12 protein-coding genes are annotated in these 14183 nt (G+C 61.8%); 8 read left to right on the plus strand and 4 right to left on the minus strand.

What is annotated here, in order from left to right; translation table 11 throughout:
- Nucleotide 1: 1 nt before the first annotated feature.
- Together pncB and H045_RS23615 are read right to left on the minus strand one after the other, a co-directional pair.
- Entirely contained in the window at nucleotides 2–1216 is a 1215-nt protein-coding gene (gene pncB / locus H045_RS23610) for a nicotinate phosphoribosyltransferase (RefSeq protein WP_003236196.1), read from the minus strand.
- A 206-nt stretch (nucleotides 1217–1422) separates the two neighbouring features.
- On the minus strand, nucleotides 1423–2313 hold the full coding sequence (locus H045_RS23615) for a LysR family transcriptional regulator (RefSeq protein WP_003236193.1): 891 nt from the start codon (nucleotides 2311–2313) through the stop codon (nucleotides 1423–1425).
- Between the two features lie 153 nt (nucleotides 2314–2466).
- Here H045_RS23615 and amaB point away from each other — a divergent pair, with 153 nt between their 5' ends.
- The 8 genes from amaB (at nucleotide 2467) to H045_RS23655 (ending at nucleotide 12237) form a co-directional block, all read left to right on the plus strand.
- The gene (gene amaB / locus H045_RS23620) at nucleotides 2467–3957 is read left to right on the plus strand and encodes an L-piperidine-6-carboxylate dehydrogenase (RefSeq protein WP_003236191.1); all 1491 of its coding nucleotides are present in this window, start codon (nucleotides 2467–2469) and stop codon (nucleotides 3955–3957) included.
- Nucleotides 3958–4061: 104 nt separating this feature from the next.
- Nucleotides 4062–5345: an L-pipecolate oxidase gene (amaA, locus tag H045_RS23625; RefSeq protein ID WP_015373642.1), complete on the plus strand. Its 1284-nt coding sequence runs from the start codon at nucleotides 4062–4064 to the stop codon at nucleotides 5343–5345.
- Nucleotides 5346–5719: 374 nt separating this feature from the next.
- Nucleotides 5720–6856 (plus strand): branched-chain amino acid ABC transporter substrate-binding protein, encoded by a 1137-nt coding sequence (locus tag H045_RS23630; RefSeq protein ID WP_003236187.1) that lies wholly within the window; start codon nucleotides 5720–5722, stop codon nucleotides 6854–6856.
- A gap of 141 nt (nucleotides 6857–6997) precedes the next feature.
- Nucleotides 6998–7912 carry an ABC transporter permease subunit gene (locus tag H045_RS23635; RefSeq protein ID WP_003236186.1) on the plus strand — a complete coding sequence of 305 codons (915 nt, stop codon included), beginning with the start codon at nucleotides 6998–7000 and terminating at the stop codon, nucleotides 7910–7912.
- 2 nt (nucleotides 7913–7914) lie between these two features.
- The gene (livM, locus tag H045_RS23640) at nucleotides 7915–9192 is read left to right on the plus strand and encodes a high-affinity branched-chain amino acid ABC transporter permease LivM (protein WP_015373643.1); all 1278 of its coding nucleotides are present in this window, start codon (nucleotides 7915–7917) and stop codon (nucleotides 9190–9192) included.
- Entirely contained in the window at nucleotides 9189–10064 is an 876-nt protein-coding gene (locus tag H045_RS23645; RefSeq protein ID WP_003236182.1) for an ABC transporter ATP-binding protein, read from the plus strand. The genes livM and H045_RS23645 overlap by 4 nt, the downstream gene beginning before the upstream one ends.
- On the plus strand, nucleotides 10061–10777 hold the full coding sequence (locus H045_RS23650; RefSeq protein ID WP_015373644.1) for an ABC transporter ATP-binding protein: 717 nt from the start codon (nucleotides 10061–10063) through the stop codon (nucleotides 10775–10777). The genes H045_RS23645 and H045_RS23650 overlap by 4 nt, the downstream gene beginning before the upstream one ends.
- Nucleotides 10778–11472: 695 nt before the next feature.
- Nucleotides 11473–12237, plus strand: a complete 765-nt coding sequence (locus tag H045_RS23655) for an SDR family oxidoreductase (protein ID WP_003236177.1) — start codon at nucleotides 11473–11475, stop codon at nucleotides 12235–12237.
- 82 nt (nucleotides 12238–12319) lie between these two features.
- Here H045_RS23655 and H045_RS23660 read toward each other — a convergent pair whose 3' ends face one another.
- Together H045_RS23660 and H045_RS23665 are read right to left on the minus strand one after the other, a co-directional pair.
- Nucleotides 12320–13429 (minus strand): AGE family epimerase/isomerase, encoded by a 1110-nt coding sequence (locus tag H045_RS23660; protein WP_015373645.1) that lies wholly within the window; start codon nucleotides 13427–13429, stop codon nucleotides 12320–12322.
- A 171-nt stretch (nucleotides 13430–13600) separates the two neighbouring features.
- Nucleotides 13601–14173, minus strand: a complete 573-nt coding sequence (locus H045_RS23665; protein WP_003236174.1) for a HupE/UreJ family protein — start codon at nucleotides 14171–14173, stop codon at nucleotides 13601–13603.
- Nucleotides 14174–14183: the final 10 nt, after the last annotated feature.

The following is a 14183-nucleotide window of genomic DNA, read 5'->3' on the forward strand; positions in this document are numbered from 1 at the left end:
TTCACTCCTTGCTGGATAGGGCAGGTACTTTGAAAACGTGACGCAAATAGGCGACGAAATTAGGGTCGGTGCAGTGGGTCTTGCCCGCTTCATCGGAAATCTTCGCGACGGGCTGGCCATTGCAGGCGGTCATTTTAAGCACGATGCTCATCGGTTCCACCCCTGGAATATCGCAGGTCAGGTTGGTGCCGATACCAAAGCTCACATTGATGCGACCGCGCAGCGCACGGAATATCTCCAGCGCCTTGGGCAGCGTCAGACTGTCGGAGAACACCAGGGTCTTGCTCATCGGCTCGATGCCCAGTTTGTGATAGTGGGCGATGGCTTTTTCGGCCCATTGCACCGGGTCGCCGGAGTCGTGGCGCAGACCGTCGAACAGTTTGGCGAAGTACAGATCGAAGTCGCCCAGGAACGCGTCGGTGGTGATGCAATCGGTCAGGGCGATGCCGAGCAGGCCACGGTATTCACGCACCCAGCAGTCGAGCGCGGCGATCTGGCTATCGATCAGGCGCGGGCCGAGTTGCTGGTGGGCCATGATCCACTCGTGGGCCATGGTGCCCAGCGGCTTCATGTCCAGTTCGCGGGCCAGGTGCACGTTGCTGGTGCCCACGAAGCGCCCCGGGAAATCGTGCTTGAGCACGCTCACCACTTCTTCCTGCACGCGGTAGGAAAAGCGTCGGCGCGTGCCGAAATCCGCCACTTGCAGCTCCGCCAGCTCATCGCTGCTCGCGTTGGCGGTCAGCCAGTCGAACTTGCGATACAGCTGCTCGCGCGCCTGTTCGAGGATCACGCTCTGGTAGCGGTAGCGGTTACGCACTTCGCTGACAATCGCCAGCATCGGCACTTCAAACAGGATTACATGCAGCCACGGCCCGCGCAGGCGGATAAACAACTCGCCGTTTTCGATACCGGTCTGCACGTAGCGCAGGTTGAAGCGAAACAGCCCGAGAAAGCGCAAAAAGTCCGGCTTCATGAAACTGATGCGTTCCAGAAAGCCCAGTTGATCGGGGCTCAGGCTCAGCTCGGCGAGGCGCTCGATCTGGTAGCGAATCTCTGCCAGGTACGGACGCAGGTCTTCGCTGTTGCGGCAACGAAACTCCCATTCAACTTCCACGTTCGGGTAGTTGTGCAGCACCGCCTGCATCATGGTCAGCTTGTAGAAGTCGGTGTCGAGCAGGTTCTGCACGATGCGATCGGCAAACACACTCTCGCTCATAACGGGAATCTCCAGACGGGTCGGCGATGGAGGCCGGCCTTTACGCACAATTGAGGAAGGGGGTTAGTGGCGCATAGACCTGTGGGGGATTGCCAGTGATTTTTTCAGTGAGGCCATTGGCGTCATCGCAGGCAGCCAGCTCCCACAGGTTAAAATGCATTCCAATGTGGGAGCTGGCTTGCCTGCGATGGCGGTTTTCCAGGCGACTAAATAACCTGCTCCATCATCCACTTTACAAACTCTCTTACCTTGGGCACCTCCGCCGAATGCTCAGGATACGCCAGATAGTAAGCATCCAGGCTCGGCATCCCATGCTGCCAGGGAATCACCAACTTGCCCTCGGCCAATTCCTCCTCCACCAGGAAACGCGGCAACAGCGCCACGCCACACCCCACCTGCGCCGCACGGATGCACATATAGAACGTGTCGAACCGCGGCCCATGGTAGCTGTGCTCGGTATGGAAACCCTGGCTGGCGAACCAGTCATGCCAGCCCTGGGGCCGTGACGCGTTTTGCAGCAGCACCAGCTCGCTCAGTTGCGTGGGGTCGGTAAAGGGGCGGGCGGGCAGGCTGTCGGGCGAACAAACCGGTACCAGCTCTTCACTGAACAGTTTCAGGCTCTCGGTGCCGGGACGTGCGCCCTGGCCGAAGTAGAACGCCATGTCGGCCTTGCCTTGCAGCAGTTCGTCCGGTTCCTGTTCGTTGCACAGGTCCAGATGGATCTGCGGATGGCGCAGGCGCCACCCCTTGAGGCGCGGCACCAGCCAGCGCGCGCCGAAGGTATAAGGCGTGGACACGCGCAGTACTTCGGTCTCGCCGCCGTAGGAGCGCAGGTAATGCGTGGACATCTCCACCTGCGTGAGGATCTTGCGCACTTCCACCAGGTACAGATCCCCCGCCGGCGTCATTTGCAGGCGGCGACGCACGCGGCGAAACAGCAGGTGTTGCAGCAACTCTTCCAGCTGCGCCACCTGCTTGCTCACCGCGCTTTGCGTGAGGTTGAGTTCCTCGGCGGCGCGGGTGAAGCTCAGGTGGCGGGTGGCCGCTTCGAAGCACTGCAGGGCGGTGATCGAGGGCAAATAGCGTTTGTTCAGCACGGCACGCCTCTTTTTATTCTTTGCATGAATAAACGGAATGATATCTCGCCTAATCGTCGTTTGTTGGCAAGTCTTGGGCCAGCTACAAATAGGGTTTGAATGGCCGTGCGTGTGGCGGCGCGATTTTTTGTGTGCAGATTGAAGGAGTGACCCATGGTTGCCGCATTGCTTGATCGTCTCGGGGTGAACCCGGCGCTGTACCAGGCAGGTAAACAGCCCGTGCATTCGCCGATTGATGGCAGCCTGATCGGCCGTGTGCACTGGCAAGGTGCCGCCGAGGTGGAGCAACAGGTCAGTCGCGCCGAGCATGCATTCGACGCCTGGCGCAAGGTGCCGGCCCCGCGTCGCGGCGAGCTGGTGCGCCAGTTGGGTGATGCGCTGCGCCAGCACAAGGCTGACCTGGGCGAACTCGTGTCCTGGGAAGCCGGCAAGATCACCCAGGAAGGCCTGGGCGAAGTACAGGAAATGATCGACATCTGCGACTTCGCCGTCGGCCTTTCGCGTCAGCTCTACGGATTGACCATCGCCTCCGAGCGTCCCGGCCACCACATGCGTGAAACCTGGCATCCATTGGGCGTGGTCGGCGTGATCAGCGCGTTCAACTTCCCGGTGGCCGTGTGGGCGTGGAACACCGCCCTGGCGCTGGTGTGCGGCAACGCGGTGATCTGGAAACCGTCGGAAAAGACCCCGCTCACCGCCCTGGCCTGCCAGGCCTTGTTCGAGCGCGTGCTGAAAACCTTCGATGGCGCCCCGGAGTACCTGAGCCAGGTGATCATCGGCGGTCGCGACGCCGGCGCAGCCCTGGTGGATGACCCGCGTGTGGCGCTGATCAGCGCCACCGGCAGCACCCGTATGGGCCGCGAAGTGGCGCCCAAGGTCGCGGCACGCTTTGCCCGCAGCATCCTCGAGTTGGGCGGCAACAACGCAATGATCCTCGGGCCGAGTGCCGACCTGGACATGGCCGTGCGCGCCATCCTGTTCAGTGCGGTGGGCACCGCCGGCCAGCGTTGCACCACCCTGCGCCGGTTGATCGCCCATGAGTCGGTCAAGGCCGATATCGTCGCGCGCCTCAAGGCCGCCTATGCCAAGGTGCGCATCGGCCATCCGCTGGAAGGCAATCTGATCGGCCCGCTGATCGACAAACACGGTTTTGACGCCATGCAGGACGCGCTGGAACAGGCGTTGAGCGAAGGCGGCAAAGTGTTTGGCGGCCAGCGCCAACTGGAAGACACGTTCCCCAACGCCTACTACGTGTCGCCGGCGATTGTCGAAATGCCCGAGCAAAGCGACGTGGTATGCACCGAGACCTTCGCGCCGATTCTCTACGTGGTCGGTTACACCGAATTTGCCGAGGCCCTGCGCCTGAACAACGCGGTTCCCCAGGGCCTGTCATCGTGCATCTTCACCCTTGATGTGCGCGAGGCCGAGCAATTCATGTCGGCGGTGGGCAGCGATTGTGGGATCGCCAACGTCAACATCGGCCCGAGCGGCGCGGAGATCGGCGGCGCGTTCGGCGGCGAGAAAGAAACCGGCGGCGGGCGTGAGTCGGGTTCGGACGCATGGCGCGGGTACATGCGTCGCCAGACCAACACCGTGAACTACTCGCTGGAGCTGCCACTGGCGCAGGGCATTACCTTCGACTGATTCCTCCAGTCGGAGCGGGGTCAATGTGGGAGCTGGCAAGCCAGCTCCACATTTGATTTGCAATGACAAGAATGTTGTTTGTTGGGTCTCATCGGAGTCTGGCAATGGCACTGCGCGAAGCATGTTTGTGGGAACACCTCACTCCAGGCCGGCCGGACCGCGCCGCGCTCAAGGGCGAGGTCAAGGTGGATGTGTGCGTGATCGGCGCCGGCATCACCGGCTTGTCTGCGGCTGTGCACCTGCTCGAACAAGGTAAAAGCGTCGCCATGCTCGAAGCCCATCGCACCGGCCACGGCGGGTCCGGGCGAAATGTCGGGCTGGTGAATGCGGGCCTGTGGATCCCGCCGGACGAGATCGAAGCCGGTTTCGGCGAAGCGGTGGGCAGCCAGCTCAACCGCATGCTGGGTGCGGCGCCGTCGCTGGTGTTCAGCCTGGTCGACAAATACAGCATCGATTGCCAATTGCGCCGCGAAGGCACCTTGCACATGGCGCATAACGCCCGTGGCGAGGCGGATTTGCGCAGCCGTGAAGAACAGTGGAAGCGCCGTGGTGCACCCGTGGAACTGCTGACCGGCCAGGCATGCGAGCAGGCCACCGGTACCCGCAAAATTTCCGCCGCCCTGCTCGACAAGCGCGCCGGCACCTTGAACCCGATGGCGTACACCACAGGCCTGGCGAATGCCGCAGCCGGCCTGGGCGGGCAGATGTTCGATCATTCCCCGGTGACCCAATTGGAGCGCCAGGGCGCGAACTGGTCGGTGCAGACCGCCCAGGGGTCGGTGCAGGCAGCCCAGGTGGTGATCGCCTCCAATGCCTACACCGAGGGCGAATGGACCGAGTTGCGGCGCAATTTTTTCCCCGGTTACTACTATCAGGTCGCCTCCGCGCCGCTTACCGATGACGCGGCCCGGCAAATCCTCCCCGGCGGCCAGGGATCATGGGACACCCGCCAGGTGCTCAGCAGTATTCGCCGCGATGCCGATGGCCGCCTGTTGCTCGGCAGCCTCGGCAATGGCAATCAGAAGCCGGGCTGGTTCCTCAAGGCGTGGGCCGATCGAGTGCAGCAGCATTACTTCCCGTACCTCAAACCGGTGCAGTGGGAATACACCTGGACCGGCTGCATTGCGTTTACCCCGGATCACCTGATGCGCCTGTTCGAACCGGCGCCGGGCCTGGTCGCCGTCACCGGCTATAACGGACGCGGCGTGACCACCGGCAGCGTGGTGGGCAAGGCGTTTGCCGATTATCTATGTCAGCAGAATCCCCAAGCCTTGCCGATACCGTTTGCGCCGATGCAGCCCCTGACTGGCGTGGGCGTGCGCAGCTGTCTGTATGAGGCCGGGTTCTCGCTGTATCACGCCGGGCAATGCCTGCGGATCGTGATCTGATCAGCGACATAGCGCGTAAAAGCCTGCCTCTTCCAGGCAGGGTTCCCATCTGTATTGGTGCAAGTCGTAGCAATCGCGCACTGTAAATGTGCAGTTCCGTTACGCCTGTTGTTACAGACGAAGGGGCCTGCTGTTTGCGGTCCGGTTGCAGGTGCCACCGTGTCGGGTTGTACTTTTTTTGCGGGCTGGTTGCACCTCTGCGAGCCAGAGGGTTGCACGTACTGGCAAGCGGCGCCGAAACACCTGCAATAACAATGACACCGTGTCTTTTTGAAGAATAAAAAAGTAATGGCACGCGGCTTGCTCAGAGCTTCCCGTGAAAGGATTGAATGCAAGTCGTCGTGCCTAAAATCAAAAAATACGGAGCACCACTCATGTCTCAGACGTTTTACAAGAAAGGTTTTCTGGCCCTCGCCGTTGCAGCGGCGCTGGGTGTTTCTACGTTTGTTCAAGCTGATGTGAAAATCGGCGTGGCCGGCCCGATGACGGGTGCCAACGCTGCTTTCGGTGAGCAGTACATGAAGGGTGCCCAGGCGGCGGCCGATGTTATCAACAAGGCCGGCGGCATCAATGGCGAAAAAATCGTGCTGGTGGCCGGCGATGATGCGTGCGAGCCCAAACAGGCCGTCGCCGTGGCCAACCGCCTGGCCGACCAGGACAAAGTGATCGGCGTGGTCGGGCACTTCTGCTCCTCCAACACCATCCCGGCGTCCGAGGTGTATGACGAGGCCGGCATCATTGCGATCACGCCCGGCTCCACCAACCCGCAGGTCACCGAACGCGGCCTCGGCGCGATGTTCCGCATGTGCGGGCGTGACGACCAGCAGGGCGTTGTCGCCGGCGACTACATCGTCGACGTGCTCAAGGGCAAGAAAGTCGCAGTCATCAACGACAAGGACACCTACGGCAAAGGCCTGGCCGACGCCACCGCTGCCCAGTTGACCAAGCGCGGTGTCAAGCCGGTGCTGGAAGAAGGCCTCACCCGTGGCGAGAAAGACTTCAGCGCCCTGGTCACCAAGATCCGCTCCACCGGCGCCGACGTCGTGTACTTCGGCGGCCTGCACCCGGAAGCCGGTCCTCTGGTACGGCAGATTCGTGAAGCGGGCCTCAAGGACGTCAAGTTCATGTCCGATGACGGCATCGTCACCGACGAACTGGTCGCCACCGCTGGCGGCAAGCAGTACGTGGACGGCGTGTACATGACCTTCGGCGCCGACCCGCGCAAACTGCCCGACAGCAAAACCGTCGTGGAAGAGTTCCAGAAGAGCGGCTATGAGCCGGAAGGCTACACCCTGTACGCCTACGCATCGGTCCAGGCCCTGGCGGCCGGCTTCAATGGCGCCAAGTCCAACAAGGGCGAAGATGCTGCCAAGTGGCTCAAGGCCAACCCGGTACAAACCGTGATGGGCAAGAAGGAATGGGACGGTAAGGGCGACCTCAAAGTCTCCGACTACGTGGTTTACCAGTGGGATAAAGACGGCAAATACCACCAGTTGGAAAAGCAGAAGTAAGTCTGAGCACCACCGTTCCAATGTGGGAGGGGGCAAGCCTCCTCCCACAGGGGACGGGGTTGTTATCGAGATCTGACTTTTCCTCCAGAAGCGCCGCACACCCAACCGGTGTGCAGGTGCTCACCGCGTGAGATTTGCGTTATGGATGGTATTTTCCTGCAGCAACTGGTCAACGGCCTGACCCTCGGGTCGGTCTACGGCCTGATCGCCATCGGCTACACAATGGTCTACGGCATCATTGGCATGATCAACTTCGCCCACGGCGAGGTTTATATGATTTCCGCTTACCTCGCGGCAATCAGTCTGGCACTGCTGGCTTACTTCGGCATCGAATCCTTCCCGCTGCTCATACTCGGTACCCTGATCTTCACCGTGGTTGTCACCGGCGTGTACGGCTGGGTGATCGAACGGGTCGCCTACAAACCGCTGCGCAACTCTACCCGACTGGCCCCGCTGATCAGCGCCATCGGGATTTCGCTGATCCTGCAGAACTACGCGCAGATCGCCCAGGGCGCCAAGCAACAAGGCATCCCGACCCTGCTGGCCGGCGCCTGGCGCGTCGATATCGGCAGCGGGTTCGTGCAACTCACTTACACCAAAGTGTTCATTCTCGTGGCGGCGTTTGCCGGCATGGCCTTGCTCACCTACATCATCAAGTACACCAAGCTGGGCCGCATGTGCCGCGCGACGCAGCAAGACCGCAAGATGGCCTCGATCCTCGGTATCAACACCGACCGTGTGATCTCCTATGTCTTCGTCATCGGTGCCGCCATGGCGGCCTTGGCCGGCGTGCTCATCACCCTCAACTACGGCACCTTCGATTTCTATGCCGGCTTCATCATCGGCATCAAGGCGTTTACCGCAGCGGTACTTGGCGGCATCGGCTCCCTGCCCGGGGCGATGCTGGGCGGGATCATCCTCGGTATCTCCGAGTCGCTGTTCTCGGGGTTGATCAACTCCGACTACAAAGACGTCTTCAGTTTCTCCCTGCTGGTGGTGATTCTGATTTTCCGTCCCCAGGGCCTGCTTGGTCGTCCTCTTGTGGCGAAGGTGTAAACATGTCTGCTGCCAAACCCATCGATATCAAGAAAAGTGTGGTCGATACGGTCCTCGCCGGGCTGATTTCCCTGATCGTGTTCGGTCCGATCGTCGGCGTGGTCCTCGACGGCTACAGCTTCAACCTGGAACCGGCCCGCGTCGGCCTGCTGGTGGCCATCGTGATGGTCGGCCGCTTCGCCATGAGCCTGTTCCTGCAAACCCCCAAGGGCCTGAAGATTCTGCAGGGCTTCGAAAGCAGTGGCTCCGGCGTGCATGTGCTGCCACCGGACTACAAGTCGCGGCTGCGCTGGATCATCCCGGCGCTGATCGTGATCGCCATCGTGTTTCCGATCTTCGCCAACAAGTACCTGCTTACCGTGGTCATCCTCGGGCTGATCTACGTGCTGCTCGGCCTGGGCCTGAACATTGTGGTCGGCCTGGCAGGCCTGCTCGACCTCGGTTACGTGGCGTTCTACGCCATCGGCGCCTACGGCCTGGCGCTGGGTTATCAATACCTCGGCCTGGGCTTCTGGACCGTGTTGCCACTGGCTGCCTTCGCGGCGGCATTGGCGGGGTGCATACTCGGGTTTCCGGTGCTGCGAATGCACGGTGACTACCTGGCCATCGTGACCCTGGGCTTCGGTGAAATCATTCGCCTGGTGCTCAACAACTGGTTGTCGTTCACCGGCGGGCCGAACGGTATGCCGGTGCCGTCGCCGACCTTCCTGGGCCTTGAGTTCGGCAGGCGCGCGAAGGATGGCGGGATTCCGTTCCATGAATTTTTCGGCATCGACTACAACCCCAATATCAAATTCCTGTTTATCTACATCGTGCTGTTTCTGGTGGTGCTGGCCGTGCTTTATATCAAGCACCGCCTGACCCGCATGCCGGTCGGCCGCGCGTGGGAGGCCCTGCGTGAAGATGAGATCGCCTGCCGCTCCATGGGCCTGAACCATGTGCTGGTCAAGCTCTCGGCGTTCACCATCGGGGCATCGACAGCCGGTTTGGCCGGGGTGTTTTTTGCCAGCTACCAGGGCTTCGTGAACCCGTCGTCGTTCACCTTCTTCGAGTCGGCGCTGATCCTGGCCATTGTGGTGCTGGGTGGCATGGGCTCGACGGTGGGGGTGGTGATCGCGGCGTTCGTGTTGACCGTGGCGCCTGAGCTGCTGCGCAGCTTCTCGGAATACCGCGTGCTGCTGTTTGGCGTGCTGATGGTGGTGATGATGATCTGGCGGCCGCGCGGCTTGATCCGCATCAGCCGAACCGGTGTGACCCCACGTAAAGGAGTGGCGCCATGAGCAAGGAAGTCGTCCTCAGCGTGGAACATTTGATGATGCACTTCGGTGGCATCAAGGCCTTGAGCGATGTGAGCCTCAAGGTCGAACGCAACTCGATCTTCGCCCTGATCGGCCCCAATGGCGCCGGCAAGACCACCGTGTTCAACTGCCTCACCGGCTTCTACAAGGCCAGCGGCGGCAAGATCCAGCTCAACGTGCGTGGCAAGCAGACCAACGTGATCCAGCTGCTGGGCGAACGCTTCCGGGCCACCGACTTCGTGTCGCCCAAGCGCTTTCTCAGTCGGGTGTACTACAAGATGTTTGGCGGCACCCACCTGGTCAACCGCGCAGGCCTGGCCCGGACGTTCCAGAACATTCGCCTGTTCAAGGAAATGTCGGTGCTGGAAAACCTGCTGGTGGCCCAGCACATGTGGGTCAACCGCAACATGCTGGCGGGCATCCTCAACACCAAGGGTTACCGCAAGGCTGAAAGCGACGCCCTCGACCACGCCTTCTACTGGCTGGAAGTGGTGGACCTGGTGGACTGCGCCAACCGCCTGGCCGGTGAGCTTTCCTACGGCCAGCAGCGCCGCCTGGAAATCGCTCGCGCCATGTGCACCCGGCCGCAGATCATCTGCCTGGACGAACCGGCGGCGGGCCTGAACCCTCAGGAAACCGAAGCCCTCAGCGCGATGATTCGCCTGTTGCGCGACGAGCACGACCTCACGGTGGTGCTGATCGAACATGACATGGGCATGGTGATGAGTATTTCCGACCATATCGTGGTGCTCGACCACGGCAACGTGATCGCTGAAGGCGGGCCGGAGGCGATCCGCAATGACCCGAAAGTGATTGCCGCCTACCTGGGCGCCGACGAAGAGGAACTGGTATGAGCGGGCCTATCCTCGAAATGAAGGACCTGGATGTGTTCTACGGCCCGATCCAGGCCCTGAAAAAAGTCTCGCTGCACATCAACGAAGGTGAAACCGTGAGCCTGATCGGCTCCAACGGCGCGGGCAAGTCCACGCTGCTGATGTCGATCTTCGGTCAGCCACGGGCAGAGTCCGGGCAGATTCTGTACAACGGCGTCGACATTACCCACAAGTCCTCCCACTACATCGCCTCCAACGGCATCGCGCAGTCGCCGGAAGGGCGGCGGGTGTTCCCCGACATGACCGTCGAGGAAAACCTGCTGATGGGCACCATCCCCATCGGCGACAAGTTCGCGCAGGAAGACATGCAACGCATGTTCGAGCTGTTCCCACGGCTCAAGGAGCGGCGTAACCAGCGTGCCATGACCATGTCCGGCGGCGAGCAGCAAATGCTCGCCATCGCCCGCGCGCTGATGAGTCGGCCCAAGCTGCTGCTGCTGGACGAGCCAAGCCTTGGCCTGGCGCCGATTGTGGTGAAGCAGATCTTCTCCACCCTGCGCGAACTGGCGGCGACCGGCATGACCATCTTTATGGTGGAGCAGAACGCCAACCACGCGCTGCGCCTGTCGGACCGCGCGTATGTGATGGTCAACGGCGAGATTCGCCTGACGGGCACCGGCAAGGAGTTGCTGGTGAACGAGGACGTGCGCAACGCCTACCTCGGCGGCCATTGATCGCTGTGGGAGGGAGCAAGCTCCCTCCCACATTGATTTTCTGTGTTCCACAAGACCCATTTCGAAATTGTGGAAAACAAATCCAGCCCCCCTCCAAACCGCGACATATAGCCGCCGCAAATCCCTGTTTTGTCACAGTTTTGACTTGTCCCCATCCGCTGTGGAACCGGCTGTGGGTAACGTGGGTGTAGCTGGCTGAAGGCCTTTAATTACGTGGCTTTCAGCGCGGTGGTTGTTTATTGATCAGCGGTTTTTTCGCGGGCTGTCGAGGGGTTTGTCAACCTGTTTAAAGACACAGGTATATGACCAAAACATGTCGGATCAGCCTGTGGATAAGTCTGTGACTAAACTCTGGAAAGACTGCCGTAGGGGGCGGATTAACTGGCCTGGAGCCATCGTTCGGATTTTTCCTCTTCACCCAGGCCTACATACGACCCGGCCCAGGTCAAGCAAAAAACTTTGCAAAATCGCCTGCGGGCCTTGTGTACAGCGGCCTGAAGCCATTTCGACTTGCCCCCAAAGACTGTGGGCGCAGTTGTGGATAACCTGCGCGCACATGGCTGCAAGCCACGGTTCACAAGGCGTTGAGTCAGGCGATCAAAAAATGATCAGCAGGTGTGCCTGACGGTTGCCGCAAGCGCCGCGTACGGGCATTCTGCTGGCAACTTTTTTCCGATGTCCGCAAGGAGAACACCATGTCCGACACGTTGTTTATTACTGGCGCCACCTCAGGTTTCGGCGAAGCCTGCGCCCGTCGTTTTGCTGAGGCCGGCTGGAAACTGGTGCTCACCGGTCGCCGCGCCGAACGCTTGAATGCGCTGGTCGAAGAGCTTTCCAAACAGACCGAAGTGCACGGCCTGGTGGTGGATGTGCGTGACCGCAAGGGCATGGAAGAGGCCATCGCCCAGCTGCCGCCATCGTTCGCCACCCTGCGCGGGCTGATCAACAATGCCGGACTGGCGGTGGGCACCGACCCTGCGCCCAAGTGCAGCCTCGACGATTGGGAGACCATGGTCGACACCAACATCAAGGGCCTGCTGACCACGACCAACCTGCTGCTGCCGCGCCTGATCGCCCACGGGCGGGGTGCGGGCATCGTCAACCTGGGCTCCATCGCCGGTAACTACCCGTATCCGGGCAGCCACGTGTATGGCGCCTCCAAGGCATTCGTGAAGCAGTTCTCGCTGAACCTGCGTTGCGACCTGCAGGGCACCGGCGTGCGCGTGACCAACATTGAGCCGGGCTTGTGTGAGAGTGAGTTTTCGCTGGTGCGCTTTGGCGGCGATCAGGCGCGCTATGACGCCACCTACGCGGGCGCCGAGCCTATCCAGCCGCAAGACATCGCCGACACCATTTTCTGGGTGATGAACACCCCGGCGCACGTGAACATCAACCGGTTGGAGCTGATGCCGGTGAGCCAGACGTGGGCAGGGTTTGCGATCGAGCGTGGTGCCAAGTAAGACTGCGTTGCCTGCATCGGGGGCAAGCCCCCTCACACATTGGAATGTGGGAGGGGGCTTGCTCCCGATGGGGCCCTGAAGGTCAGCCCAACTGCCTGACCAACCCCTGATAACACGTCGCCAGGTGATAAGGCGTGGTCGAAGGCATATCCCGTCGGCTCACTGCCCCTTGCGCATCCAGGCATTCATGCCAGCCCTTGCGATGCAAAAAATGCTGCGCCAGCGCCTGCAACTGGCGCTGCACCCGCGCCTCGTTTCCCGGGCGCAAGGTCAGTGCGCGCAGGTATTCAGCCTGGGCCCAGATACGCTGAGTGCCGTCACGCACATGACCGTCAAGGTCGAGCATGCCGCTCACGGCACCGCTTACGTTATCCACACCCTTTTCTTCGGCGTAGGCAAACGCGCGGCTGAGTGACGCATGCAGCGGCGTGCCGCGCAGCACTGCGGATGAGTCGAGCAGGAAGAACCATTCGAACTGGTGGCCCGGCTCGAACCAGTTATCCACAGCACCCAGCGGTTTTTCCAGCATCACGCCGTGCCCGGGGTCGATGAAACGCTGCTGCATGGCCGTCGCCAGGTTCAGCAGGGCGGTTTGCACGTCGGTATCTTCACGTACCGCCAAGGTGGCGAGGAACGCTTCGGCCAGGTGCATCAATGGGTTTTGCAGCGGGCCGGACGAGAGCGACGACCAGTCGCGGTCCAGCACTGCGTCGTACAGGCCGTCGCCGCTGGCGAAGCGCTGGGCAACCACTTCGAGCGCGGCATTGAGGACCGACGCCACCAGCGGCTCGCGCACCTTGGCCCAGTAATGGGCGCAGGCGAAGATGATGAACGCGTGGGTGTAGAGGTCTTTGCGCGTATCCAGCGGTTGGCCCGCGGGGTCGATGCTGTAGAACCAGCCGCCGTGCTCGGCGTCATGGAAGTGCTGTTGCAGGGAGCGGAACAGCGCGGCCGCGCGCGCGTGCGCAAAGTCGGTGTCGGGCTCGCCGATCAGGCTGGCAAACAGGTACAGCTGACGGGCGCAGGCCATGGCGCGGTAGCGTTGGGGCGGCAAGGGATGGTGATCGGCGTCGAGTGCCTCGTAGGGCAGCGCCAGCTCGGCATTCCAGCCCGGGCCTTGCCAGAGCGGCACGATCAGGTCACGGAAATGGGTGAGTACGGTATTCAAAAACGGTTGGGAAGCGCTGGGCATCGGCTGGCGTCGTCACGGCAGGGGCGTAGGCGCGCATGGTAGCAGGCTTGGGTGCGGTGGTGTCTGCGCCACCGTTATCGCCGGCAAGCCCGCTCCCACATTTTTGAATGACGAATCCGCTCAAATGTGGGAGCTGGCTTGCCTGCGATGGGCCCGGCGCAGGTGCCGAAATCAGCCCGCGAGCAACCACACGCCAGTCGCCGCCGAAGCTGCCCCAGCCACCCGCACCAACGGCGCCGCCGCTGCCGGCAACACACGCACCACGGCATAGCCGGCCGCGTGCAACAGGGCCGTCGCACCGACAAATCCCGCCGCATATGCCCAAGGGCTGGACATCGCCGGCAGCTCCAGGCCATGCGCCACGCCATGAAACAGCGCAAACAACGCTGTCGCACCCACCGCCACAAACAGCGGCGGACGCACCGCCAGCGCCACCGCCAGGCCCAGCGCCAGCACCGATGCGGCGATGCCGCTTTCCAGCGCCGGCAATGCCAGGCCTTCAAACCCCAGCACGCCGCCGATCAGCATGGTGCCGACGAAGGTGCACGGCAGCGCCCAGCGCGCCGCGCCTTTTTGCTGGGCGGCCCACAGGCCCACGGCGAGCATCGCCAGCAGATGGTCGATACCGCCCAGGGGGTGGCTGATGCCGGCCACCAGGCCGTTATCGCCATGGCCCGGATGGGCGAAGGCCAAGGCAGGGGCCAGCAGCAGCGCAGCGGCTGCGAACAGTTTGTTGAGGCTCATAAACAGGCTC

Origin of the sequence: Pseudomonas poae RE*1-1-14, assembly GCF_000336465.1 — a bacterium.
Taxonomy (GTDB): domain Bacteria; phylum Pseudomonadota; class Gammaproteobacteria; order Pseudomonadales; family Pseudomonadaceae; genus Aquipseudomonas; species Aquipseudomonas poae.

Excerpts from the sequence above, each read along its gene's own strand:
- pncB (WP_003236196.1), bottom strand. The coding sequence starts at position 1,216 with ATGAGCGAGAGTGTGTTTGCCGATCGCATCGTGCAGAACCTGCTCGAC.
- amaB (WP_003236191.1), top strand. The coding sequence starts at position 2,467 with ATGGTTGCCGCATTGCTTGATCGTCTCGGGGTGAACCCGGCGCTGTAC.
- amaA (WP_015373642.1), top strand. The coding sequence starts at position 4,062 with ATGGCACTGCGCGAAGCATGTTTGTGGGAACACCTCACTCCAGGCCGG.
- H045_RS23630 (WP_003236187.1), top strand. The coding sequence starts at position 5,720 with ATGTCTCAGACGTTTTACAAGAAAGGTTTTCTGGCCCTCGCCGTTGCA.
- H045_RS23635 (WP_003236186.1), top strand. The coding sequence starts at position 6,998 with ATGGATGGTATTTTCCTGCAGCAACTGGTCAACGGCCTGACCCTCGGG.
- livM (WP_015373643.1), top strand. The coding sequence starts at position 7,915 with ATGTCTGCTGCCAAACCCATCGATATCAAGAAAAGTGTGGTCGATACG.
- H045_RS23645 (WP_003236182.1), top strand. The coding sequence starts at position 9,189 with ATGAGCAAGGAAGTCGTCCTCAGCGTGGAACATTTGATGATGCACTTC.
- H045_RS23650 (WP_015373644.1), top strand. The coding sequence starts at position 10,061 with ATGAGCGGGCCTATCCTCGAAATGAAGGACCTGGATGTGTTCTACGGC.
- H045_RS23655 (WP_003236177.1), top strand. The coding sequence starts at position 11,473 with ATGTCCGACACGTTGTTTATTACTGGCGCCACCTCAGGTTTCGGCGAA.
- H045_RS23660 (WP_015373645.1), bottom strand. The coding sequence starts at position 13,429 with ATGCCCAGCGCTTCCCAACCGTTTTTGAATACCGTACTCACCCATTTC.
- H045_RS23665 (WP_003236174.1), bottom strand. The coding sequence starts at position 14,173 with ATGAGCCTCAACAAACTGTTCGCAGCCGCTGCGCTGCTGCTGGCCCCT.